Source organism: Empedobacter stercoris (genome assembly GCF_025244765.1).
GTDB lineage: Bacteria > Bacteroidota > Bacteroidia > Flavobacteriales > Weeksellaceae > Empedobacter > Empedobacter stercoris.
In genome coordinates this window covers 767,700-791,828 of the sequence record NZ_CP104209.1, presented here as the reverse complement: position 1 = coordinate 791,828, position 24,129 = coordinate 767,700, and the positions used below count along the sequence as shown (strand labels likewise).

The window sequence follows — 24,129 nt, the reverse complement described above, 5'->3', positions numbered from 1 at the left end:
AAACTAATTCATCTATTTGTGAAGTTGTTTAACTTAGGATTAAGAGATTTTTAAGTTAACATTACTAAAATAGAGGGTTTGAAGATGTTTTTACATTGAAGTAAAGGTTTGTTGATTTTAATTTAACGTAAATAAATTTCATGTTTTTTATCAAAAAAAAGCCACTCCAAACGAAGCGGCTTATCAAGATATCTAAAGACTTGTTATTTAATTACTTCAAAAGAAGATTTTTCTATGAATGTGTTTCCGTATAAATCTGTTGCACGAACTTCTATTTGATGTGTGCCAACTTGTAATTTATTAGGTAAACGAACCGACCAAATATGTGTTGAAATTTCTGGAGCAGAAGGTCTATTTCCTATATTAGTAATTTCGGCCTTATCAATTCTTACAATTGTTTCCATGTAATTATAATCAACCGTCGGATCCCACTTCATTTTTTTCCATTCACCATTATTCACTCTATATTCAACCGTATTCGATTCGTGTCCCATAAAAAAGTTAGCATAAAGAAACGCACGATTACGCTTTCCTTCTTTTACTTTTTGGGTATGATACAAATCTATTTGACGCTCTTTTTTATCATTTGCTACCTTATAGTCAAATTTATATTGATTGCCATCTACATGTAAAAATGCATAACCTTTTGGCGTTCCATCTCGCATAGTAGAAGTCGGCACTCCTTTTGCATCTTTTGGACCAGAATACCAATCGCCCGAAGTAGTTCCAACATTATATTCATGATGAGGTTTTTCTTGTTGCCAACCATCATTATTTGCATAATAAATTTGCTCTTGATAGTGCGTATGTGCTGACATTGAAACCGTATTTGGGTATTCTTTCAACAAGCCGAATAATTGATTTCTATCCTCAGGACGTATATTTCGTAAAGGAATATGAAAGGCTAAAACGATTAAGTGATCTTTTGGAACAAATTTTAAATCATTTTTGATAAATTCTAATTGATCAGGACGAAATCCTCCCCAATAACTTTTTCCATCACGAGGATCTGGATACAAAATATCATCTAACACTATAAAATGCGCTTTACCTATCGTATAAGAATAGTTGTTTGGGCCAAAATTTTTCTCATATGTTTCATCAGAATATCGATCTTCTTTTGCATCATAATTCATGTCATGGTTTCCCATTACATTGTACCATGGCAAACCAACTTTCGATACAGCCTTGATATAAGGTGGATGAAGATCTAAATCATCGCCTACTAAATCCCCCAACGAAATCCCAAATTCCATTCCTTTGATTCCTTTTACATCATCAATAGTTCCTTTCGAAAAATACTCGATTTCTTCTTGTGTGTAAGCTTGTGGATCTCCAAATATGACAGCCGAAAATTTATCGTTTTCTTGTGTCGGGATTAATGCGAAATCTATGCTTTTTGGCGTTTTACCAGTTGGTGCAGATCCTGCAAATTCTAATTGAGGCGAACCGTTTGGTTTGTTAATATAAAAAAATTGAGGTTGGTTAAATTCGTTTGTCGGAACTTTATAATTGTTAGGTTTTACAACAAATAAAATGGTTTCATCATCTATTTCAATGTTATATTCTCCCTTTTCATTTGTCGAAACAACCTGTTTTCCGTTACTAACTTGAACGTTAGCTAAGCGTTTTTCAGATTTATCAAATTTATTGTTTTGATTTTTATCTTCGTAAACGATTCCTTTTGCAATTTGTTGGGCGTGAACAGAAGTGAATAATCCTCCTAAAAATACCAGCGATAAAACTATTTTTTTCATGATGTGAATTTGTTTTGTAATGCTGCAAAATTCAGTATTTATTAGTTGTTTTGGATTAACACAATAATAAGTAAAGATTAAATTATGGTAAAAAAATAAGTGCTAATGGAAATCTTTATATAGGGAATTATGAAGGTTGTGAATAGTTAAAATAAAAAATCGTTCAGAATTAATAATTCCGAACGATAATATGATAACATTTAATTTTAGATTCTTTGACGTAATATATTTTACCTAATTTGACATAGGTTTTTAGGATTTGTTCTAATTCTTTTTCAAGTTTAGCGTTTGAACTTATTTTATGATTAAATCTAACATAAGAAATGTCAAAAGCTGCACCAAAATTATGCGAACTGTCGTTGGATGATGCGTTTTTATTGATTCCTCTCAATCGATTTTGATCATGTAAAGTTCTTGTCATCGAAGTAACTACAAAAAAATTTTGTCCAGTTGTCTTTACAAAATCTCTTGCAATACTGCTCAAAATATCTCGACCTTTTGGAACAAGATAGGAATGACTATGCGTTAAATCGCCTACACGCCACCCATAACCACGTTGTTTTATTTTGACTAATTTACCTTGGTTGATGTATTTATTTAACATCTTATCTCCATCTATTAAGTCAAGTTTATGAGATTTTGCTGCATTCAGATGTTGAACATATTCTTTTGAAGGTTCTATGACTACTCGCTTTTGAGCATAACCAATAAAAGAATAGGAAACAAAAAACGCTATTAAAAATTGTTTCATGATTTTATCCTCTCTTGCAAAAATAGAAAAGAACTTTAATAAATTACATGGTTGTCGATTTAAATTGTTCTGGATTTCGAACGGTTACATGAAAACAACGTTGTCTATACTCTTTTATGTAGTAAATTTTTCCTTCATCTTGCAATTGTTTTAGAATAGCTTCTAAGTTGTCGCGATGTGTTTTACTGTACGTATATTTATTATTGAATTTTGTATAAGATAAATCGAACGATGCACCATAATTGTGTGTGCTTTATCCTTTTGCAGCATTGCTATTAACTCGTCTCAAACTTGCTTGACTTTCCTCTGATCGAGTGAGAGAAGTTACCGTAATAGTTGCATTGTTTTCATCCAAAAATTTTGAAGCAATTTTTTCTAAAATAGTTTTTGCTTTAGTATTTAAAAAAGCTTTGCTATGAGTTAATTTTTCGATTGTATAACCATTTCCTTCTTCAGGAATTGCAACTAATTTTTTTGTACTCACTAATTCATCAATATCACTAAAACTCATTACAAGCGGAACATTGAAGGACTTGGCAGCGATTAAATGATCGCTATAGGTCACTTTTTTTGTTGTGATAGAAGTAGTTGAAGACGCAGTGTTTTCTGCTAATAAATAACTTTCTTGACTTTGAGCAGATAGGTAAATTCCGCTAAAAAGGCAAGAAAGAGCAATTAATTTTTTCATTTTTTAAATTTATTACGTCACAAAATTAAAAGTTACAGTTTAATAAAGACTTGTTAAAAATTATAATGTTTAGGTAAATTTTCTTTAAAATTATCTTAAATAAGTTCTCTAATTGGCATTATTAGATAAGTTTAGAGGATATTGATGTATTTCTCTTTCTACATAAAATATCCTTAAAAATGAGGACAAATACATTATATCCTACTAATTTCCTTATTTTTGTACTTATTATTCATTTTTATTTTTAGACCTATTTATCAAATGGCAAAAGTTAAAGTTGGAATGGTACAAATGACTTGTACTAATAACAAACAAGAAAATTTAAACAAAGCAATCGAACAAGTAAAAGTTGCAGCTGCAAAAGGCGCTCAAATTGTATGTTTGCAAGAATTGTTTACCTCATTATATTTTTGTGATGTCGAAGATTATGATAACTTCGATTTAGCAGAAACGATTCCTGGTCCATCAACAGATGCGTTATCAGTAGTAGCAAAAGAATTAGGCGTGGTAATTATTGCTTCTTTATTCGAGAAACGTGCACAAGGTTTATACCACAACACCACTGCAATTTTAGATGCTGATGGCGAATATTTAGGAAAATACCGCAAAATGCATATTCCAGATGATCCAGCCTTTTATGAAAAATTTTACTTTACTCCAGGTGATTTAGGTTACAAAGTTTTTGAGACTAAATTTGGTAAAATTGGTGTTTTAATTTGTTGGGATCAATGGTATCCAGAAGCAGCTCGTATAACAGCTCTTAAAGGTGCCGAAATTTTATTTTATCCAACAGCAATTGGTTGGGCAACTGATCAGGACGAAGAAACAAACGTAGATCAATACAACGCTTGGCAAACTATTCAGCGTTCACATGCTGTAGCAAATGGTGTTCCTGTTATTTCGGTAAATCGTGTTGGTTTCGAGCAAGATGGTGCAATGAAATTCTGGGGAGGATCTTTCGCTACAAACGCTCAAGGGAAATTGTTGTATTTGGCATCTCATGAAAATGAAGAAACAGAAGTGGTCGAATTAGATTTGAACGAATCTGACTTTTTCCGCAAACATTGGCCTTTTTTAAGAGATCGTCGTATCGATTCATATCAGCCAATTACAAAACGTTTTTTAGACGAAGATTAAGATAATTCATGAAAAAAGTATTTTCTTTTGTCACATTGATTGGAACGTTTGCATTTGGTCAAATAAAACCGATTCAAATAGATTCTATTAATTCTCATCTTTACGTTTATCAAACATTTAATTCATTTCAAGGCATTGATTATAATGCGAATGGAATGTTTTTGATCACTGATAAAGGAATTATTTTGTTTGACGTGCCTTGGCAAAAATCTCAGTATCAAACAATGAATGATCTTGTATTAGAGAAATATCATTTACCAGTTATTGCTGTTTTTGTCACACATTCACACGAAGATAGAGCAGGGGATTTAAGCTTTTACAATGAATTAAATATCCCAACATACGCTTCATCTTTCACTAATTCTATTTTAAAAAAGGAAGGAAAAGCAACTTCGAAATTTGAAATAGAATTAGGTAAAACCTATAGATTTGGTAAAGAAAAATTTGTCATCGAATATTTTGGACAAGGTCATACAGCGGATAATCTTGTGGTTTGGTTTCCGAAATATAAGGTTTTGAATGGAGGTTGTTTGATCAAAGGAGCAGATGCAAAAAATTTAGGTTATATTGGTGAAGCTAATGTTACTGAATGGCCAAAAACAGTTCAGAAATTAGTAACGAAACATCCAAAAATTAACCAAGTTATTCCAGGTCATGATAATTGGAAAGCAAATGGGCATATAGAAAATACGTTTAAACTTTTAGAAAAATAACAAAAATTGAACACTATAGATACAACTCAATTTCCTAAAGATTTAGGATATCGTTTTCCTGCTGAATGGGAAGAACATGAAGCAACTTGGTTATCTTGGCCGCATAAAGAAGAATCTTGGCCAGATAGAATTCATTTGATTTATCCTGCATATGCTGAATTTATCGCCGAGCTAACAAAAGGTGAAAAAGTTCGTATCAATGTAAAAGATGAGGAAATGAAAACATTTGCTTTGTCTTTTATCGAAAAAACAAATGCAGATTTAGCACAAATTGAATTTTATTTTAACGAAACAAATGATGCATGGTGTCGAGATCATGGCCCTGCTTTCTTGTTGAATAGAAATAGTACAGATCACCCAAAAGTAATTGTAGATTGGGGATTTAATGCTTGGGGAGGAAAATATCCACCATTTGATAATGATGATGTCGTACCTACAAAAATTGGAGCAACTTTCAATCTACCTGTTTTTCATCCAGGAATTATTATGGAAGGTGGAGCGGTTGAGTTTAATGGAAAAGACACATTGATGACATCAAAATCTTGTTTATTAAATAAAAATCGTAACCCAACGTATAATCAAGAACAAATTGAAGAGTTCTTACGTAATTATTACGGAGTTTCGCAAATCCTTTGGGTTGAAGACGGTATTGTTGGTGATGATACAGATGGACATATTGATGATACCATTCGTTTTGTAAACGAAGATACTGTTTTGGCAGTTGTAGAGACAGATGAAACGGATGATAATTACGAATTATTACAAGTAAATCTTCGTCAATTACAAGAAATGAAATTAGCAGATGGTCGTCCTTTAAATATTATCGAAATTCCTATGCCAGATGCTGTTTATTGCGAAGGTGAGCGTTTACCTGCTTCGTATGCAAATTTCTATATTGCAAATAAATCGGTTATTGTACCAACCTATCGTTGTGCAAAGGATGCAATTGCATTAGACATTATTCAGAAATGTTTTCCAAATCGTCAAGTTGTAGGAATTGATTCTACAGATATTATTTGGGGATTAGGATCTTTTCATTGTTTGAGTCAACAAGAACCTAAAGTTTAAAAGAATAAATTTTAGAATAAACTATAAAGCTGAGTTTAAAAACTTAGCTTTTTTTATACGATTGATTTTTATTTAAGTAATTATAAATCAGTTTGTTTTATTTTATTATTTCGGAAATGTAAAATGAAAAAGGTTAATTAGAAAATTTCTTTAAAAGGAATTTCAAGTTGAGTTCCGATTTTTTTATGGTTATTCTCAAGGTTAGAAATTGATACTCCTAATAACCGAACAGTTTTGTCGGATGAATATCCTTCTGCCAATAAATCATAACAGATTTGATCGAAAAGGTTTTTATTTTTTATTGAAAATGAAGCAGATCTACTTTTAGTTGAAACTGTAAAATCACTGTATTTTATTTTTATCGTAATTGTTCTTCCGTAAACAACTGTTTTTAGTGACCAATTCCAAACGTCTTCTATTAACGGAAATAAAGCAACTTGTAACTCCTCTAAATTCTCCAAATCTTTATTAAATGTAGTTTCAGAGCCTGATGATTTTCGAATTCTGGTCGGATTAACTTCCCTCAAATCTAATCCTCTTACAATATTATAATAGTATTGCCCCGATTTACCAAATTCTCGTAAGAGTTTTTCTAAATCAATTTTTTTTAAATCCAAACCTGTATGTATTCCCATCATGCGCATTCGTTCTGCGGTCACTTTTCCTATTCCATGAAATTTTTTGATCGGAAGTTGTTCAATAAAACCTTCAGCCATTTTTGGCGTAATCACAAATAGTCCATCAGGTTTGTTGTAATCAGAAGCAATTTTAGCTAAAAATTTATTAAAAGAAACACCAGCAGAAGCAGTTAGATTTGTTCGTTGTTTGATTTTTTGTTTAATTTCATTCGCAATTTCCGTTGCAATATCAATGTTTTTATGATTTTGTGTAACGTCCAAAAATGCTTCGTCTAATGATAATGGTTCAACCAAATCGGTGTATTCAAGAAATATTTCACGAATTTGATTTGAAACTTCTTTATAAACTTGAAATCGAGGTTTAACAAAAATTAAATGAGGACATTTTCGTTTTGCAACCACAGAAGACATTGCAGAACCGACTCCATATTTTCTGGCTTCGTAGCTTGCAGTCGCAATAACTCCACGTTCTTCATTTCCGCCGACAGCAATGCATTTTCCTCTTAATTCTGGAAAATCTCGCTGTTCAACAGAAGCAAAAAATGCGTCCATATCGATGTGAATAATCTTACGCTGCATCTTGCAAAATTACTCGCTTTTATTTTAAATGATACTCCTGAATAAAGTTTTTTAAGTTTTTCTTATCGGCAACAATTGTCAAATAATCACCCAGTTCAATCGGTACATTTCGATCAGGATTATGAATCATTTTACCATTTCGTTCTATAGAAACAACAATTCCTTTTGCAGTATCTTTCACCCAACCAATTGTCTTGTGCTCCAATGCACAAAAATCTGAAGGAATTACGACTTTATCCAATGTAAAATTATCAGTATTTTTTAAATCATTATTTTCTGAAGGTGTTTCTCCAATAATGTCCAAATATTTTTCAAATCGTTGAATATATTCATCTGTTCCAATAATCCCAATTTTATCAAAAGGATATAAAACAGATTCAGAATTTGGTGTTTGTATAATTCTATCTCCTCGTTTGATATAAGCTATATTAATCTGAAATTTTGTTCGCCAATCTAATTCTCCTAATCGAACACCAACAAAGTTTGCATTTTGTGGAACAATCATATCCGAAATATGTGTATTATCCCATGTATATTGAAACTTCTCTTTCTTCTTTTTTTCTTGAATTCTTTTGCTTAAAATTTCTCGTTCATTTAAATTATAAATAAATTTTGTTTGAATATAATTATAGAATTGATTGAAATATTTTGACAAAAAATACATCATAATCAATAAACCAATTGCTAAAATAATAGAAGCAAGTGTACTGGTTAAAAATTGATTGTAAATAAAAATAACAGCAACAATAACCAACACTAATCGAATAAAAATAATTGCAATGATGGGAGCGCGATTATAGTTAGATTCATCCCAAAATTCGCGTATAATTTCTCTCTTAGGACGATAGCCAATAATTGCCCAAATAAAAGGAATACATAATACAAAAGTTAGAATAAGACTAACTAAACTTGCTCCAAAATACGTAAACCAATCCATTAAAAAGAGTAAAAAATAGCTTTTTATAATAAGTGTAATTGCAATAATAATTATTCCATTGATAAAAATTGTACTGAACGTTTGCTTAATGATTTTATTCCATTTATTTTCATTTTGAATATGTTGCGTATCTGTTGAATATTTTTCAATTCCAATTATAAATTTTTGAGGCAAGATTTTCTCTAAAATTAAATAAACTTTGTCCGAAGATTTGATTAAATATGGAGTTGTAAACGTTGTTATAGCAGAAACACCAACAGCTACAGGAAACAGAAAATCACTTGTAACACCAAGAGAAAGTCCTAAACCAGCAACAATAAAGGCAAACTCTCCAATTTGAGCCATACTCATCCCTACTTGAACAGATTGTTTTAAGGGTTGTCCCGAAAGGATTGCACCTAAAGTAGTGAAAATTAATTTTCCGAAAATAGTCAACAATGTCACAATTAAAATTGACCATTTATGTTCGTACATCGAAACAGGGTCGATCATCATTCCGATTGAAATGAAAAATATTGTAGCGAAAAGATTTTTTACGGATTGAAAATTAAGTTCGATTTTTTCAGCATAAATAGTTTCTGCTAAAATAGATCCCATTACGAAAGCACCTAATTCTATCGAAAAACCTGATCTATCTGCGATATAAACCATCCCAAGACATAATCCAATTGAAATAATTAATAAAGTTTCGTCATCTAAATAATTTTTGATTGAACGTAAAAAGGTAGGAATGATAAAAATTCCACCAATAAACCATATTGCTAAAAAGAATCCTAATTTAACAAAAGAATTGATCAAATCGCTTCCGTCAAAATGTTGGCTAACGGCCATTGTAGAAAGCATAACCATTAATAAAATGACAACAATATCTTCTACAATCAGAATTCCGAAAACGACATTTGCAAACTTTTTTCGTTTCAAACCTAATTCTTCAAACGCTCTGATAATAATTGTTGTAGAAGAACTTGCTAATAAACCACCAAGAAAAATACTGTCCATTGTTGACCAGTTCATTAATCGCCCAACAAAATAACCAACAGTTACAATACATACAATTTCGACAATTGCTGTGACGGAAGCTGATCCACCAACGTTGAGTAATTTTTTGAAACTAAATTCGAGTCCAAGACTAAAAAGTAAAAATATCACACCAATTTTTGCCCAAATTTCAACGTTATGTTCTTCTGCAACTGTAGGAATATATTCGAAATGTGGCCCAACCAAAAAACCTGCAATAATATAGCCCAAGACAAGTGGTTGATTGATGCGTTTAAAAATAAGCGTTGTCACAGCACCAACACAAAGAATTAATCCTAAATCAATAATGAGTTTTGGCAAGTGTTCTTCCATAAATTGCGTTTAATTTTTACTAATATAATGTTTTTTAATGGATAAAATACTGCTTAATAATCGATTAAATATTAATTTCTAATAATAAAAAAAACTCACTAATTCTGATGAATTAGTGAGTTTGTATTTTGATAGTTTGAATTGTTTATAATGATATTTTTGCTAAATAAGAATCACCATCAGTTTTGATTTTTGTACAAGATAGTTGATGATATTCACATGCATTTTTTAACGTGTCAAAATCCAAATACAACCACTGAATAGGTTCTTCTTGTTCGCCTTTATAATGAACGGTGAAATCTAACTCGCCATAATAATTTCCATTGCTTGGAATCCATTTTCCGCCATCTTCATCTTCATCAAACATGTAAATAATATCCGTTCCATCAATCAAAACTTGACCATTTTCGTTCAATATTTTTTTTATTTTATCCAAGAATACATTGATTAATACAAGGTTCTGAAAAATCCCTGTTCCGTTCATTAAAAATAAAATGGTATCAAATTTTTCAGTTTCATCTAATTCAAGAAAATTTTGAACTTTTACATTTTGGATACCTCTCAATAAACAGGCTTCTATTGCTTTGGGAGAAATATCAATTGCACTAACTTCTTTCTCTTTTTCTTGTAAGTAAAGTGAATGAGAACCCGCACCACAACCAACATCAAGGACTTTTCCATTCGCTAAATCCAACGCTTTTTGTTCTAAAACCGGCATCTCATCGTAACCTCGAAAGAGATAATCAATTGGCATAACATCTAATTCTGAAATAGATGTCTCAGTATACAAATCTTCGGGCGATTGATTAGTTTGATAATCTAAAATTGCTTGTCCGAAAAGGTCTTTCATGTAATTTGTATTTTATGTTCTGATTTTATTCAGAATATTTTATTCATTATTTTTTGCTAAAATAGCCTCCACAATTTGTTGTGCATGTATGCGCGAGTTTTCGATAAACCAAATATTCGTCAACATTCCTCCACAAACAACTCCTGCCAAATATAAACCATCTACATTAGTTTCCATTGTTTCGGGATTATATGTAGGTGTTTTTAATTCATCATCACTTAATGTAATTCCACAATTTTCGAGAAATTTGAAGTTAGGATGATAACCCGTTAATGCTAAAACGGTATCATTTTCTATTGAAATATCTCCTTGTGGTGTTTTAATATTAACCTGATTTTCATTGATAGAGGTGATATTCGAGTTGAAATATGCTTTGATACTTCCTTCCGTGATACGATTTTCAATATCAGGTCGAACCCAATATTTTAAACGATTTGTAAAACTATCTCCTCGAATTACCATGGTTACATTTGCACCCTTTCGGTAACATTCTAAAGCGGCATCTACGGATGAATTATTTGCTCCAACAACGACAACATTCTGAAAAGAATACGGATGCGCCTCTTTATAATAATGATGCACTTTTGGCAAATCTTCGCCTTCTATTTGCATCATATTAGGGATGTCATAAAACCCAGTTGCAAGCACTACATTTTTTGCAGAATAGTTATTTTTTGAGGTGTTAATTTCAAAATTTGAAGTTTCAACTTTAGTGATAGCTAAGACTTCTTCATAAAGATTTAAATTAAATTTAAAATACTTATGAATGTTTCGGTAGTATTCCAACGCTTCTTGTCGACCAGGTTTTGGTGCAATACAATTGAATGGGATATCACCAATTTCTAATCGTTCTGCAGTCGAAAAAAAAGTCATGTACAAAGGATAATTGTATAAACTATTTGTTAAGGCTCCTTTTTCTAAAATTAAATGAGAAAGATTGTTTCTTTTCGCTTCTATTGCACAAGCTAAACCAATAGGTCCAGCACCGACAATTATCAAATCATATTGTTCTTTCATCGCGCAAATTTACGGATAATCAAATCGGTAATCCACACGATTTTTATAAAAATAATGTTTAACTTTTTGGATTAACAAAATATATTAATAATTTTGTTTGACAAATTTGTCAAAAATAAAATAGCACATAGATATGAAAGATGATACGGAAGAATTAATCAAAGAAACAGCAAAAAGGATGTTTTTTGGTGAAGGTAGATTTCATGCCACTACACAAGAAATAGCGGATGAAGCGAAGGTGAATCGTACGTTGATCAATTACTATTTTAGATCGCGTAACAATTTGATTAGCATTATTTATGAAGAAGCAACAGTTGTGAGTAATGAAAAATCGCGTGCAATTTTAGATCGAAATCGTGATATAAAAGAGATGATAGGAGAGTTTATCGAAGATTCAATTGCTACATCTATAAAATACCCTTATTTGGAAACCTATATCGTAACCGAAATGAATAAAAATAAGACGATGTGTTCTAAATTAATGAAAGATAATTTGGATGAGGTTGTCCAAGTTTTTTATGAACGATTAGAAGAAGAAATGGAAAAAGGAACAATAGAAAAAATGGAACCAATTCAGTTTTTATTGAATATGATTTCGTTAATTAATTATCCGTTTACAATTCGTCCACTTCTTCAGTTAGACTTGAAATTAAGTGACGATGATTTTAAACGAATTCTTTCGGATCGAAAACAGATTATACTCAATACACTTTTTAATAAGAAATAAATTGATGAAGAGGTTCAAATTATTACTTTCCATAGCGATTATAGCAGTAATGAATACCGTAAATGCACAAGAAATTATTGCACTAAAAGATGCTATAAAATTTGCATTAGAAAACAAAGCGGATGCAAAACGAGCAGATTTAGCAATAAAAAAAGCGGAATTCAAAATAGACGAAGCAAGAGCTGGAGCTTTGCCACAAGTGAGTGCTGATGCCGCAATTCAGTATAGTCCAATTTTACAGCAAATGGTTTTGTCCTTTGCGGGGCAACAAATGAAGGGTGAAATGAGTAGGCCTTGGGTTTCGAATATCGGTGTTAATGTATATCAAACATTATTTGATCAGCGTGTTTTTACAGGACTTAAAGCGGCGAAATCTACACGAGAATTTTACCAAATCAATGCAGAGTTAACGGAGGAACAAATTATAGAGCGTGTGGCAAATGCGTATTATCAAGTTTTCATTCAAGAAGAAAAATTAAAAACGATTGATAAAAGTTATGAGAACACGAATAAAGTTCGCAATGTTATTAAAAGTTTGGTGGAAAATGGATTGGCAAAACCAATTGATTTGGATCGAATTGTGGTTCAATTAAATAATATATCCTCTTCACGTCAACAATTGGTAAATGCTGTGGAAATCAACAAAAATGCGTTGAAATTTTATATGGGTTATCCAATCGATGAGCCAATTTATTTGAAAGAAGAAACAATTTCGCCAAATTTAGTTTTATTAGATCATCAGGTTGAAGTCGAAAATAGAACAGCGTTCAAACTTTTATCCAAACAAAAAGAATTATTAGGTTTTGCGAAAGATGCGGAACGTGCAAATCTTTATCCAACCGTTGGTTTAGCAGCTAATTATGGTGTCGCAGGAATGGGTGATAAATTTTTAACGTCTAAAGATTATTTTTGGTCAGATTTAGCTTCAATTGGATTGAGTGTAAAAGTTCCTATTTTTTCTGGTGGAGCTACAAAAGCTAAAATAAATCAAGCAGAAATTGATTTACTCGATATTGAACAACAAATGAATGATACGAAACTGGGGTTGAGTTTAGAATATCAGAATGCTAAAGCTCAAATTGAAAATACGTTAAAAAGTGTTGATATTCAAGAAGAAAATGTAATGTTAGCTGAGAAAGTTTTATCAAATACACAAAATAATTATCAGCAAGGTTTGGCAAATTTGACAGAAATATTAGATGCCGAAAATGCGTTAACAGCTGCTCGAAATAATTATTCAAATGCTTTATTAGAATATAAAATTGCCGAAATAGCTTTAATAAAAGCCAAAGGAGATTTAAACACATTAATTCAATAATAGAACCGGTTTATGAAATCAGTAAAAACTTTACTTTATATATTAATTGCTGCTGGCTTGATTGGAGGAGCAGTTTACATCATCAAAAATAACAAAGCGAAGCAAGAAGAAGAGGTTGCGATTGTAAATGAAAGTGCCGATGAGGTGGTGGTGAATACTGTCAAAGCGAAATACGAAAGCTTGAATACAGATTATACATCAAACGGAACATTTGCACCGTTTCAAGAAATGAGTTTCCCGTCTGAAATTTCAGGACGAATTGTGCGTGTTTTGGTTGATGAGGGGAGCTATGTTTCTGTTGGACAAACATTGGCAACAATTAAAAAAGATGCAATTGAAGTTGATGTGACACAAGCACAAAATAATTTACAAAATGCTATAGTGGACAATGAGCGTTACGAAAATGCATACAAAACAGGCGGAGTAACAAAGCAACAATTGGATCACTCGCGTTTACAATTAAAAAATGCGAGAGCAGCTGTTTCTGCTCAAAATTTACGTGTGCGCGATACCAATGTAAAAGCAACAATTTCTGGTGTAATTAATAAACGTTACATCGAACCAGGTTCTGTTGTAGCACCAGGTTCACAAATGTTTGATATTGTAAATGTATCAAAATTAAAATTACAAGTTACAGTTACAGAAGCTGAAGTTGTGAATTTAAAAGTTGGTCAAACAATCAAAGTGTTAGCAAGTGTTTTTCCAGCTCAAGAATTTGAAGGAAAAATTTCTTTTATTGCGCCTAAAGCAGATGCTTCGTTAAATTTTCCAGTAGAAATTCAAGTTTCGAATAATTCGGGATTAAAAGCTGGTATGTATGGAACAGCAATTTTTTCCACAAAAGATGATGTTAATGCAGGGAAAAATGTTTTGGTTATCCCAGCCAATGCTTTTGTAAATGGGATTAGTTCTGGACAAGTTTTTGTCGTTGAAAATAATATCGCAAAACTAACGAAAGTTGTCATTGGAAAAACGGTAGGAACTGAAGTTGAAATTATCAGTGGAGTTAAAGAAGGAGCTGAAATTGTGACAAGTGGTCAGATTAATCTGAAAGATGGAACGAAAGTGAAAGTTGTAAAGTAAGATAATTTTTCCATGAAAATAGCAGAAATATCAATTAAACGTCCCACAATGATTATCGTGTTATTCACGATTTTGACCTTGGGAGGATTGTTTAGTTACACACAGATGGGATACGAATTAATCCCAAAATTTGAAACGAATGTCGTAACAATTTCAACAATTTATCCTGGAGCTTCTCCAAACGAAGTTGAAAACTCTGTTACCAAAAAGATAGAGGATGCTGTTGCAGCCTTAGAAAATGTAAAAAAAGTAGAATCGAAATCCTACGAAAGTTTATCAGTTGTAATGGTAACGTTGAATTCTGACGCGAATGCAGATTTAGCATTGAATGATGCGCAACGTAAGATTAATGCAATCGAAAAAGATTTACCAGACGATGTTGATCCACCTTCTTTGACGAAATTCTCGTTAAGTGATTTACCGATTATTACAGCCGGTGTGACATCTGATAAGTTGACAGAAAAAGATTTGTACGATTTATTAGATAAAAAAATAGAACCAGTTTTGTCTCGTGTGACAGGTGTCGCACAAATAAATTTGATTGGTGGTCAAGAACGTGAAATTCAAGTCAGTTTAGATCCTTTGAAATTGAAAGGTTATGGTTTATCTGTACCTCAAATTCAACAAGCAATTTTGACATCTAATTTAGATTTTCCAACAGGAAGTGTAAAAACACGCGAAAACTCAACGATTATCCGTCTTTCTGGTAAATATAAATCGGTAGAAGAATTAAATAATTTAGTTATTTCTTCGAATAATGGAATTCAAGTTCGTTTATCAGAAGTTGCTTTTGTACAAGATTCTCAAAAAGAAGTTGAGAAAATAGCACGCGTTAATCAAAGTTCAGCGATTATTGTACAGGTTGTAAAACAGTCTGACGCAAATGCAGTTGCGGTTTCTGAATTAATGAAGGAGACGATCCAAAAAGTTGAAACAGATTATAAGAAAGAAGGATTGAAAATTCAGATTGTAAATGATACTTCTGACTTTACATTAGCAGCTGCAAATCATGTTATTTTCGATTTGCTTTTAGCAGTTGTTTTGGTTGCAGTTGTAATGCTTTTGTTTTTACATAGTATTCGAAATGCCTTTATTGTAATGGTTTCTATTCCAGCTTCGTTAATTGCAACGTTTATCGGAATGTACTTGATGGGATATACGCTAAACTTGATGTCTTTACTTGGTTTATCTCTTGTTGTAGGGATTTTGGTGGATGATGCCATTGTTGTTTTAGAGAATATTTACCGTCACATGGAAATGGGAAAATCGAAGATTAGAGCATCTTATGATGGTTCAAAAGAAATCGGATTTACAGTAACAGCCATTACATTGGTCATTGTAGTTGTATTCTTACCAATTGCGATGAGTACAGGTTTGGTAGCGAATATTATTGCACAATTTTGTGTGACAGTTGTTATAGCAACCTTATTATCCTTGTTATCGTCATTTACAATTGTCCCTTGGTTGTCTTCTCGTTTCGGAAAATTAGAGCATATTACAGGAAAAAATATTTTCGAAAAATTTATTCTTTGGTTCGAAAAACAGTTAACAAAATTTACACACTTCATTTCAGATATGTTAGAGTGGTGTCTTAAAACGACTACTCGACGTATTGGAGTTTTTGTTGGAGTTTTTGTTGTTTTGTTTGCAGTTGTTGGCGTTTTAATTGGAGGAAAATATGTTGGGAATGAGTTTTTTCCTAAAACGGATAAAGGAGAATTCTTGGTTCAAATGGAATTACCTAAAGATGCAACAATCGAAGAATCAAATTTTGTTACGCAAAAAGCAGAGAAATTTTTACGCAATAAAAAAGAAGTAGTCGATATGATTACAACTGTTGGTCAAAGTTCTGAAGGGTTCGGAGCAGCACAAGCAACAGCTTACAAAGCGGAAATTGATGTTATTTTGAATGATAAATCAGAACGTGAAGACAATTCGTTTATTTATGCTGCAAAAATAAAGCGTGAATTAGAAAAAGAATTGGTTGGAGTAAAAGTAAAAACCGTTCCAGTAGGTATTGTTAGTGCAGAAGAAGCGCCTATTGCTTTGGTGGTCACAGGATCTAATGTAGAAAGTGCAATGATATTTGCCGAATTAGCCAAACAAGAATTAGAACAAATCAAAGGTTCTTCGGAAGTGAAATTAACAACTGAAACTGGAAATCCTGAAATTAATGTCCAAGTTGACCGCGATAAAATGGCTCTATTAGGATTGAATTTGCAAACGGTTGGATTAACCATGCAAACGGCTTTTTCTGGAAATACCGATGGTAAATTTAGAGCAGGTGAATACGAATATGACATTAATATTCAATACAATGATTTCAATCGTTCGAATATTGATGATGTTCGTAGTTTGATTTTTGTGAATGATAAAGGTCAACAAATTCGTTTGGATCAATTTGCAACAGTGACGCAAAGTTCTGGACCAAGTTTCTTAGAACGTCGTGATAAAACACCTTCTGTTACAGTTCAATCTCAGGCTGTTGGTCGTACTTCAGGCGATATTATAAATGAATTTACAGAAAAATTAAACAAAATAGATAACAAACGACCTACAGGAGTTTCATATGTTTGGGGTGGAGACAAAGAAATGCAAGACGAAGGTTTTGGTACATTAGGTTACGCATTATTGGCTGCAATTATTTTAGTTTATTTGGTCATGGTAGCCTTGTACGAATCATTTGTTTATCCATTCGTAGTATTATTCTCTATTCCATTATCATTAATCGGAGTTTTCTTGATTTTAGCTTTAACGAATAATTCGTTGAATATTTTTACGATTCTCGGAATGATTATGTTAATCGGTTTAGTGTGTAAGAATGCTATTTTATTGGTCGATTTTACAAACCATAGGAAAGAAGCAGGAGAAACAACTCATGATGCATTGGTACAAGCCAATCATGCGCGTCTTCGTCCAATTTTAATGACAACCATTGCCATGGTGTTTGGTATGATTCCAATCGCTTTAGCAGAAGGGGCAGGAGCAGAGATGAATAACGGATTAGCATGGGTAATTATTGGTGGATTAGTTTCGTCATTATTCCTTACATTAATCATTGTACCAGTAGTTTACTCCTTATTTGATAGTGCAATAAGACGATTCTCAAAAGGAGAAAAAATTGATTATGAAGCAGAAATGGTTGCTGATTATCAATCACGCCAAATAAAAGAAGAATGGGAAGAATAATCATTCAATTCGATATTTAATAATTGAAGTCGCTCTATTTTGGAGCGACTTTTTTTATTTTAACTATAATTAGTGAGTTTTCTAAAATTTAAAAACTTTATTTTTGATTCAATTATTAATTTTGAGAATTTTATAAATGAAAAAGATATTTCTTTTGACAGCTCTTTTTGCAGTGTCAACTCTTTTTGCTCAACAAGTTACCAATACATTAGAAGGTGTTTTTACAACAAAGTCAAAGGATGAATTATACAATCCATTAAAATTTGATGGAAAAGGAAAAGTAACAATCACTGAATTTGACGAAGAAGGGTACGAGTTTTTTGAGCGCAACGATTCAGTAGTGATTTTTGTAGAGAAAACAGTTTTTATCTTCAAAAAAGAAAAGAATCAATTAAAAGGAATTTCAGATTGGGTTGATAAAAAAGTATACAAATCTAATCTAAAATCTTTCGAAAATAAACCGCAAACAGAGGCTAAATTAGCACAACGAGCAGGTTGGATGGCTCAAAATTATGACATTAATTTTAAAAATAATGCAAGTTATTTGTTTGATTTTGATGAAGAAGGTTTGAATCGAAAGTTAAAAGAAAACGAAAAAGCAAATGCTAAACTTTGTAAAGATGGTTTTGACGAAAGTTGTAAAATAGTATTTGCGTATAAATTTGCTGAACAATCAGGTGGTATTTTTGAGACTTTATCAGCTACAGAAGAGTTGAAATTGGAATCCAATAAAGAGTTAGAGCAATTGGCACAACGCGTACTTGATTTAGGAAACCCAGATGGATACGGATTGTTTTATAACTATTATTATTTTACGGGCGAGAAAGAAAAAGCTGAAGAATTTCTTCAAAAAGGATTGGATTTAGGTTCAAAGTATTGCACGGAGATTTCATTAAATTTAGCTTTAAGTGAATTAGAAAATAATATGAATGAAGAAGTAGAAGAAGCAGTTGAATAACTGCTTTTTTTGTTAAATGATTAGTTATTTAGTATATATTTGGAAGTAATTAAAAACAACTAATTGTATAAGATAAAATTGCTTATAAAAAAAATTTTTATCCTTTTTATTTATCTCTACATCTATTTGTAGCTTTTCTCAACTAAACGTATATACAGTTGATGTAACTGCAAATGATATTGTTTACGACAAAGTATCAAATAAAATCTATGCAAGTATTTCCAGCGCAAACGGATCAAATGGCAATAGTATTGGAATTGTGAATTTAGAAACTTTTCAATTAGAAAAAACTGTTTTCATGGGAAGTGAACCTACTGTTTTGGCTATTTCTGATGATGGTAAATATATTTACGCAGGTTTTGATGGAGCTTCTATCGTTAGAAGATTTGATGTTCCAAATCAAAAAGCAGATTTGCAATTTAGTTTAGGAGCAGATTCTTTTCTGGGGTCATTTTATGTAGAGGATATAGAAGTTATGCCAGGTAAAGCCAATACTATAGCGGTTTCTCGACGTTATAAATCCGTAACACCAAGACATGGAGGAGTAGCAATTTACGATGATAATGTAATGAGACCTACAACAACTCCAGGTCATTCAGGAAGTAACGTTATCGAGTTTACGAGTGCAAATTCTTTAATCGGTTATAACAACGAATCGACAGAATACGGGATAAGAAGACTATCTGTTAATAACGGAGGTGTTTCAAATGTAAGTCTTTCGGGAAGTGTTTTATCAGGATTTAACTTAAATTTTAGCTATTTTAACAACAAAATGTATTCGTACGACGGAAAAGTTGTAGATGTAACAACTCAACCATTTGTTATAGGTCAATTTCCTAATGTAACTGGACCTGTTGTTTACGATGAAAATACAGATCAAGCATGTTTTGCAAGTTACGATTGGAATGGTAATATCTCTTTCAAACGATTCAATGCCGAAACATTTTTATTGGCTGATAATTTACCAATTTCTCAAGCTTTTGGTTACACAGGATCTATAATTAACTGTGGAAAAGGATGCTATGCATTTAACACTTCAGACAATAAAATTGTCATTATCAAAGATGCAAAATTATCTACATCAGAGAATTATATTAATAATTCATCAGTAGAAATTTACCCAAATCCAACGACAGATTTTGTTTACATTAAATCGGATAATATTTTATCGAAAGTAGAAATTTATGATATCAGTGGAAAATTAATCCATCAATCTTCGATAACAACTAAAATCGATATTAGAAATTTCTCAAAAGGAAATTATATTTTAAAATTAATCGACAATAAAGGAAATGTTACTACAAAACAAATTCTAAAAAAATAAGTTGATTTAGTGTCAACTTATTTTAGTTCTGGACAAAATAAATAAAAAAAAAATGAAATTAAAGCCACTATTATTAATCGTTTTATTTTGTATTGCTAATTCTATATATGCACAAAATTATCAACTTGATTATCAGTTTAATAATTATGTTTCAATATTGAATAGAACAAATACATATAACACAACATTAGTATATGATGTTCCTAATAAGGTAAGTTTATATACAGTAATTAAACTAAAAGAAAAAGCAAAGAGTGAAAAAAACAGTACTTCATTAGTTATAGAAGAAAAGATGATTGATAATGAATTAATTTATAGTAATTTCAAAAAATTAGAAATGGTCATTCAAGAACAGATTGATATTGAAATGATGAATTTTACAGAAAAAATTCCAACTATTAAATGGGAATTATCAAATGAAACAAAAGTAGAAAATGATTATAATCTAAAAAAAGCAACGGCTACTTTCAGAGGGCGAAACTATACTGCTTGGTACACATTAGATATTCCTGTAAATGTTGGACCATGGAAATTGCATGGACTTCCTGGCGCAATAGTAAGTGTTAATGAAGACAGAGGGAGATATTCTTGGCAATTAAAGGACGTGAAAAAGATAGAAGTAAGTACAATAAAAAATCCTGTAGAAAATAAAACGTATGCTGTTAAAAGCATTAAAGAATATCCACAATTAAAATTTGAAACGCCAGAAAGAGTTAAAGAAAAATTAAGAAAAATAGACAGAAATTTTATATTCCCAAAAGGAGAAAGAATAGATTTAGAATTATTATTTGAATGGGAAAATAATTTATGATTCAATTAACTATCCAAAGCCACAGAAATTAGAAAAAAATAAGAATCTATATGAAAAATATACTTTCATTTGTAATGTTATTGTGTTTTGTAAATACATTTTGCCAAGAAAGACTACAAATAGAATACGAATTTAGAAATGAATTTGATATTGAAAATGCAAAAGATGCTGTTGTCAAAGAACGATTAAAAAACAGTAACGAAAATAGATTGTATTTTGAGTTATTAAGCTCTGATAAAGAATCGCTTTTCCAAAGAATAGATAGAATTGATAACTCTCAGGGTAGATCAGGAGTGTCAATTTCCTTTATAAGTGGACCAGGAGGAATTTATTATAAAAATTTAGTTGAAAAATCAACTCTTTCTGAAGTTAACTATAACGGAAAAAAAATGTTAATAACAGATTCTATAACAACCAAAAATTGGATATTAGGAAAAGATAAAGATAAAATTTTAGGGTTCGATGTTAAAAAAGCAACTTTACAAGTTTCAGAAAATTCATTTGTTGAAGCTTGGTATGCACCAAAACTAAACTATAGAAACGGACCTTCTAATTATGAAGGATTACCAGGAATTATTCTAAAATTAATTTTGACGAATAAAGAAGAAAATTCCGTAAACAAACAAATTTATTTAGCAACAAAGGTTGAATTAAATGAAAGATTGAAAATAGAAAAACCTACGAATGGGAAATCGATAACTCAAGTAGAATTTGATGAAATGATGAAAGAGGAGGAGAGAAAATTTAATGAATTATTTAAACAATAATTAAAAAACAAAAAAGGATTTCATTCGAAATCCTTTTTTTATATAAAGTGTGTAATATCTTATTTATCGATAGAACCCATCACACGTTGCATGAAAGTATTGGCAGCAGTACGCTCGTCCATTCCTTCTTCTTCCATCATTTGTTTCATTTCCATTGCTCCACAAATGTTAGAAATCATTTCACCGATTACTTCTTGCTCTGGCTCTTTAACCGCTGGAGAATCAGCATAAACTTCTAAAACTTCTAAAGCCGTTTCCATTGCTTCAATCGAAACGTTTTTTGCTAAATTTTTAAATACCGGCAGCTTCATTGATCAATTCTTTTACAGCATCAATTTTAGATGCAGTTACTTGTCCTACATTAACTCCTCCTTTGAAAACAGCGAAAGTTGGTAAATTTGGAACTTCAGCCAATTTTCTTGATTCTACTAATTTCTCAGCATCAACATATAAAAATTCTGCTTGACCTTCGTATTCAGCAGCTAATTTTTTGAATTTTGGTTTTACCAAACGGCAGTTTCCGCACCATCCAGCACCATATTGTACAATTACGATATTGTTATCAGCAACTACTTGTGCTAAGTTATCTTGTTCTAATTCTGCAAACATTTTTTTAATTTTTAAAGTGTTAAAAATTGGATATAAAAAAGGCTGTCTAAGGTATTAACTTAGTGATTTTACATTGAAAATAAATCAGTTAAAAATCTTCTGTCAAAATTTAGACAGCCTCTCCGTGAATTTTGGAATTCTAAGATTCCAAGTTATTTTTTTAGTGAGAAGCTAAGTAAGAAGCTACACCATCTTTAGTAGCGTTCATAGCATCTTTTCCTTCTTCCCAGTTAGCTGGACAAACTTCACCGTATTTCTCAACGTGTAAAATTGCGTCTAATAAACGTACATACTCATCGATGTTACGACCTAATGGTAAATCGTTGATTGTTTCGTGACGAACAACTCCATTTTTGTCGATGATGAAAGTACCACGGTAAGCAACTGGAGCTCCTTCAAATTTTAATGAATCGTTTTCTTCGTTGTACACATACTCACCTGCTAATACACCATAGTCCATAGCAATAGTTTTAGCTAAATCTGCAACGATTGGGTAAGTAACACCTTCGATACCTCCGTTATCTTTAGCAGTGTTTAACCATGCTAAGTGAGTTTCTTCTGAATCACAAGAAGCAGCGATTACAACAGCATCTCTTTTTTCGAATTCAGCTAATTTAGCTTGGAAAGCGTGTAATTCTGTTGGACAAACAAATGTGAAGTCTTTTGGGTAGAAAAATAAAACGATATTTTTCTCTCCGATTGGCATTGAAAAGTTTTCTACGATTTCGTCTCCATCAATTACTGCTGGCGCTGTAAATAAAGGCGCTTTTTTTCCTACTAATGACATAATTTTAGTTTTTATATTTTGTTTAATAATTCTTAATTTGATAAAACTAATTAAAGTTTTTATCTCTTTTACTGATGCAAATTTAGGCCGATAATCTCAATAGTCAATAGATTTTTAATTTCAATTATAGATTAAACTATAAATATTATTTATAACATATAATTAATAAAAATCATTAAATCAAATTCTACTAAACTCCTAATGAAATCAAGCGTTCATCTTATCTTTACGCTAATTTACGAATATTTTTTACCTTAAAGAATGATATTCCTTATGTTGAAGATTATTTAAAATGATTTAAATTTTATTTCTATATTAGTAGAGCTAAAACGATACAAAAATGCTAAAATATTTATTTATTCTTCTGCCAATAATTGGAGTTTCGCAAGATGCCATTCGTGTAGAATACGAAGTAAAACAAGAATTTGATAGAAGTACGTCTAAAAAAATATCAGTAAAAAATGAAGAAATACTCATCAATTCTGAGAATAAAAGATATTATTATGAGTTATTTGTAAATTCTAAGAATTCTAATTTTGAAAAAATAGAACGTATCAATAATGAGCAACATCGAGGAACTTTTTTTGGGCTATCAAGTAATATAGGTTCTAATATCTATAAAAATTTTAATACAAAAGAATTGTATGAAAATAGTGAAATGAAACCCAAATTATTTATCAAAGATTCCATCCAAACTTTCCCTTGGATATTGAGTAAAGAAGAGTCAACAATCTTAGGTTATAATGTAAGAAAAGCAACCTATACAAATCCAAAACAAACAGTAGAAGCGTGGTACGCGCCAGATTTACCTTTTCGCGATGGACCTTCTCGTTTAAATGGATTACCAGGTCTCATTTTACAAGTGAAATTTGCATCGTCATTTTCTAATGTTACTTTTAATGCTATAGATATAAAATCCTATACAGGAAAGATCGAATTACCGAATAGATCAAAAAAAGTAACCAAAGAAGAATTTGATCAAGAAATGGAAAAATCAATGGGAAAATCTGGTGGAATGATTAATCGAGGTGTAGAAAAAGATTAAAAGAATGAGGACTTCAATTTAGAAGT

21 protein-coding genes and 1 pseudogene are annotated in these 24,129 nt (G+C 31.3%); 12 read left to right on the top strand and 10 right to left on the bottom strand.

What is annotated here, in order from left to right; genetic code table 11:
* Positions 1 to 203 precede the first annotated feature (203 nt).
* From NZD85_RS03625 to NZD85_RS03615, 3 genes and pseudogenes are all read right to left on the bottom strand, one after another.
* On the bottom strand, positions 204 to 1,757 hold the full coding sequence (locus NZD85_RS03625; RefSeq protein ID WP_260543447.1) for a calcineurin-like phosphoesterase C-terminal domain-containing protein: 1,554 nt from the start codon (positions 1,755 to 1,757) through the stop codon (positions 204 to 206).
* 169 nt (positions 1,758 to 1,926) lie between these two features.
* Positions 1,927 to 2,508, bottom strand: a complete 582-nt coding sequence (locus NZD85_RS03620; protein WP_188318974.1) for a DUF5715 family protein — start codon at positions 2,506 to 2,508, stop codon at positions 1,927 to 1,929.
* Between the two features lie 43 nt (positions 2,509 to 2,551).
* Positions 2,552 to 3,019: pseudogene (locus NZD85_RS03615) on the bottom strand (DUF5715 family protein).
* A gap of 438 nt (positions 3,020 to 3,457) precedes the next feature.
* On the opposite strand from NZD85_RS03615, the gene NZD85_RS03610 reads away from it, so the two are divergent.
* Genes NZD85_RS03610 through NZD85_RS03600 form a run of 3 tightly spaced genes read left to right on the top strand, consistent with a single transcriptional unit; the run spans position 3,458 to position 6,114 of the window.
* On the top strand, positions 3,458 to 4,333 hold the full coding sequence (locus NZD85_RS03610) for a carbon-nitrogen hydrolase (protein ID WP_171621644.1): 876 nt from the start codon (positions 3,458 to 3,460) through the stop codon (positions 4,331 to 4,333).
* 8 nt (positions 4,334 to 4,341) lie between these two features.
* Complete coding sequence (locus NZD85_RS03605) at positions 4,342 to 5,046, top strand: subclass B1 metallo-beta-lactamase EBR-5 (RefSeq protein WP_260543444.1); 705 nt, start codon at positions 4,342 to 4,344, stop codon at positions 5,044 to 5,046.
* A 6-nt stretch (positions 5,047 to 5,052) separates the two neighbouring features.
* Positions 5,053 to 6,114, top strand: coding sequence for an agmatine deiminase family protein (locus tag NZD85_RS03600; RefSeq protein ID WP_260543443.1), 1,062 nt, complete (start codon positions 5,053 to 5,055; stop codon positions 6,112 to 6,114).
* A gap of 137 nt (positions 6,115 to 6,251) precedes the next feature.
* Here NZD85_RS03600 and dinB read toward each other — a convergent pair whose 3' ends face one another.
* From dinB to NZD85_RS03580, 4 genes are all read right to left on the bottom strand, one after another.
* A complete protein-coding gene (gene dinB, locus NZD85_RS03595) occupies positions 6,252 to 7,331 on the bottom strand; it encodes a DNA polymerase IV (RefSeq protein WP_188320177.1) in 1,080 nt (359 codons plus the stop codon).
* A gap of 19 nt (positions 7,332 to 7,350) precedes the next feature.
* Complete coding sequence (locus NZD85_RS03590) at positions 7,351 to 9,618, bottom strand: cation:proton antiporter domain-containing protein (protein ID WP_260543441.1); 2,268 nt, start codon at positions 9,616 to 9,618, stop codon at positions 7,351 to 7,353.
* Positions 9,619 to 9,763: 145 nt separating this feature from the next.
* Positions 9,764 to 10,468 carry a class I SAM-dependent methyltransferase gene (locus tag NZD85_RS03585; RefSeq protein ID WP_225541612.1) on the bottom strand — a complete coding sequence of 235 codons (705 nt, stop codon included), beginning with the start codon at positions 10,466 to 10,468 and terminating at the stop codon, positions 9,764 to 9,766.
* A gap of 39 nt (positions 10,469 to 10,507) precedes the next feature.
* Positions 10,508 to 11,485, bottom strand: a complete 978-nt coding sequence (locus NZD85_RS03580) for a YpdA family putative bacillithiol disulfide reductase (protein ID WP_225541611.1) — start codon at positions 11,483 to 11,485, stop codon at positions 10,508 to 10,510.
* Positions 11,486 to 11,618: 133 nt separating this feature from the next.
* On the opposite strand from NZD85_RS03580, the gene NZD85_RS03575 reads away from it, so the two are divergent.
* From NZD85_RS03575 to NZD85_RS03540, 8 genes are all read left to right on the top strand, one after another.
* Complete coding sequence (locus NZD85_RS03575; protein WP_225539017.1) at positions 11,619 to 12,212, top strand: TetR/AcrR family transcriptional regulator; 594 nt, start codon at positions 11,619 to 11,621, stop codon at positions 12,210 to 12,212.
* 4 nt (positions 12,213 to 12,216) lie between these two features.
* Complete coding sequence (locus NZD85_RS03570; protein WP_225541610.1) at positions 12,217 to 13,530, top strand: TolC family protein; 1,314 nt, start codon at positions 12,217 to 12,219, stop codon at positions 13,528 to 13,530.
* A gap of 12 nt (positions 13,531 to 13,542) precedes the next feature.
* Positions 13,543 to 14,613 carry an efflux RND transporter periplasmic adaptor subunit gene (locus tag NZD85_RS03565; RefSeq protein WP_225541609.1) on the top strand — a complete coding sequence of 357 codons (1,071 nt, stop codon included), beginning with the start codon at positions 13,543 to 13,545 and terminating at the stop codon, positions 14,611 to 14,613.
* Positions 14,614 to 14,625: 12 nt separating this feature from the next.
* Positions 14,626 to 17,802, top strand: a complete 3,177-nt coding sequence (locus tag NZD85_RS03560; RefSeq protein WP_260543440.1) for an efflux RND transporter permease subunit — start codon at positions 14,626 to 14,628, stop codon at positions 17,800 to 17,802.
* A 136-nt stretch (positions 17,803 to 17,938) separates the two neighbouring features.
* Complete coding sequence (locus NZD85_RS03555; RefSeq protein WP_225541607.1) at positions 17,939 to 18,760, top strand: hypothetical protein; 822 nt, start codon at positions 17,939 to 17,941, stop codon at positions 18,758 to 18,760.
* 259 nt (positions 18,761 to 19,019) lie between these two features.
* Positions 19,020 to 20,084 (top strand): T9SS type A sorting domain-containing protein, encoded by a 1,065-nt coding sequence (locus tag NZD85_RS03550; protein WP_260543439.1) that lies wholly within the window; start codon positions 19,020 to 19,022, stop codon positions 20,082 to 20,084.
* A 52-nt stretch (positions 20,085 to 20,136) separates the two neighbouring features.
* Positions 20,137 to 20,895, top strand: coding sequence for a GLPGLI family protein (locus NZD85_RS03545; RefSeq protein WP_260543438.1), 759 nt, complete (start codon positions 20,137 to 20,139; stop codon positions 20,893 to 20,895).
* A 50-nt stretch (positions 20,896 to 20,945) separates the two neighbouring features.
* Positions 20,946 to 21,662: a GLPGLI family protein gene (locus tag NZD85_RS03540; protein ID WP_260543437.1), complete on the top strand. Its 717-nt coding sequence runs from the start codon at positions 20,946 to 20,948 to the stop codon at positions 21,660 to 21,662.
* Between the two features lie 59 nt (positions 21,663 to 21,721).
* On the opposite strand, the gene NZD85_RS03535 is transcribed toward NZD85_RS03540, so the two are convergent.
* The 3 genes from NZD85_RS03535 to NZD85_RS03525 all read right to left on the bottom strand — a co-directional run bounded on the left by NZD85_RS03535 (position 21,722) and on the right by NZD85_RS03525 (position 23,058).
* On the bottom strand, positions 21,722 to 21,973 hold the full coding sequence (locus NZD85_RS03535; protein ID WP_171621659.1) for a DUF6952 family protein: 252 nt from the start codon (positions 21,971 to 21,973) through the stop codon (positions 21,722 to 21,724).
* Positions 21,954 to 22,271, bottom strand: a complete 318-nt coding sequence (locus NZD85_RS03530) for a thioredoxin family protein (protein WP_135836238.1) — start codon at positions 22,269 to 22,271, stop codon at positions 21,954 to 21,956. The genes NZD85_RS03535 and NZD85_RS03530 overlap by 20 nt, the downstream gene beginning before the upstream one ends.
* A gap of 160 nt (positions 22,272 to 22,431) precedes the next feature.
* Complete coding sequence (locus NZD85_RS03525; protein WP_038336698.1) at positions 22,432 to 23,058, bottom strand: peroxiredoxin; 627 nt, start codon at positions 23,056 to 23,058, stop codon at positions 22,432 to 22,434.
* Positions 23,059 to 23,398: 340 nt separating this feature from the next.
* Here NZD85_RS03525 and NZD85_RS03520 point away from each other — a divergent pair, with 340 nt between their 5' ends.
* The gene (locus NZD85_RS03520; protein WP_260543436.1) at positions 23,399 to 24,103 is read left to right on the top strand and encodes a GLPGLI family protein; all 705 of its coding nucleotides are present in this window, start codon (positions 23,399 to 23,401) and stop codon (positions 24,101 to 24,103) included.
* Positions 24,104 to 24,129 lie beyond the last annotated feature (26 nt).

What these genes read in the sequence shown, in the direction of transcription:
- NZD85_RS03625 (WP_260543447.1), bottom strand. Translation starts at nt 1,757, where the DNA reads ATGAAAAAAATAGTTTTATCGCTGGTATTTTTAGGAGGATTATTCACT.
- NZD85_RS03620 (WP_188318974.1), bottom strand. Translation starts at nt 2,508, where the DNA reads ATGAAACAATTTTTAATAGCGTTTTTTGTTTCCTATTCTTTTATTGGT.
- NZD85_RS03610 (WP_171621644.1), top strand. Translation starts at nt 3,458, where the DNA reads ATGGCAAAAGTTAAAGTTGGAATGGTACAAATGACTTGTACTAATAAC.
- NZD85_RS03605 (WP_260543444.1), top strand. Translation starts at nt 4,342, where the DNA reads ATGAAAAAAGTATTTTCTTTTGTCACATTGATTGGAACGTTTGCATTT.
- dinB (WP_188320177.1), bottom strand. Translation starts at nt 7,331, where the DNA reads ATGCAGCGTAAGATTATTCACATCGATATGGACGCATTTTTTGCTTCT.
- NZD85_RS03590 (WP_260543441.1), bottom strand. Translation starts at nt 9,618, where the DNA reads ATGGAAGAACACTTGCCAAAACTCATTATTGATTTAGGATTAATTCTT.
- NZD85_RS03585 (WP_225541612.1), bottom strand. Translation starts at nt 10,468, where the DNA reads ATGAAAGACCTTTTCGGACAAGCAATTTTAGATTATCAAACTAATCAA.
- NZD85_RS03580 (WP_225541611.1), bottom strand. Translation starts at nt 11,485, where the DNA reads ATGAAAGAACAATATGATTTGATAATTGTCGGTGCTGGACCTATTGGT.
- NZD85_RS03575 (WP_225539017.1), top strand. Translation starts at nt 11,619, where the DNA reads ATGAAAGATGATACGGAAGAATTAATCAAAGAAACAGCAAAAAGGATG.
- NZD85_RS03570 (WP_225541610.1), top strand. Translation starts at nt 12,217, where the DNA reads ATGAAGAGGTTCAAATTATTACTTTCCATAGCGATTATAGCAGTAATG.
- NZD85_RS03565 (WP_225541609.1), top strand. Translation starts at nt 13,543, where the DNA reads ATGAAATCAGTAAAAACTTTACTTTATATATTAATTGCTGCTGGCTTG.
- NZD85_RS03560 (WP_260543440.1), top strand. Translation starts at nt 14,626, where the DNA reads ATGAAAATAGCAGAAATATCAATTAAACGTCCCACAATGATTATCGTG.
- NZD85_RS03555 (WP_225541607.1), top strand. Translation starts at nt 17,939, where the DNA reads ATGAAAAAGATATTTCTTTTGACAGCTCTTTTTGCAGTGTCAACTCTT.
- NZD85_RS03545 (WP_260543438.1), top strand. Translation starts at nt 20,137, where the DNA reads ATGAAATTAAAGCCACTATTATTAATCGTTTTATTTTGTATTGCTAAT.
- NZD85_RS03540 (WP_260543437.1), top strand. Translation starts at nt 20,946, where the DNA reads ATGAAAAATATACTTTCATTTGTAATGTTATTGTGTTTTGTAAATACA.
- NZD85_RS03535 (WP_171621659.1), bottom strand. Translation starts at nt 21,973, where the DNA reads ATGAAGCTGCCGGTATTTAAAAATTTAGCAAAAAACGTTTCGATTGAA.
- NZD85_RS03530 (WP_135836238.1), bottom strand. Translation starts at nt 22,271, where the DNA reads ATGTTTGCAGAATTAGAACAAGATAACTTAGCACAAGTAGTTGCTGAT.
- NZD85_RS03525 (WP_038336698.1), bottom strand. Translation starts at nt 23,058, where the DNA reads ATGTCATTAGTAGGAAAAAAAGCGCCTTTATTTACAGCGCCAGCAGTA.
- NZD85_RS03520 (WP_260543436.1), top strand. Translation starts at nt 23,399, where the DNA reads ATGCTAAAATATTTATTTATTCTTCTGCCAATAATTGGAGTTTCGCAA.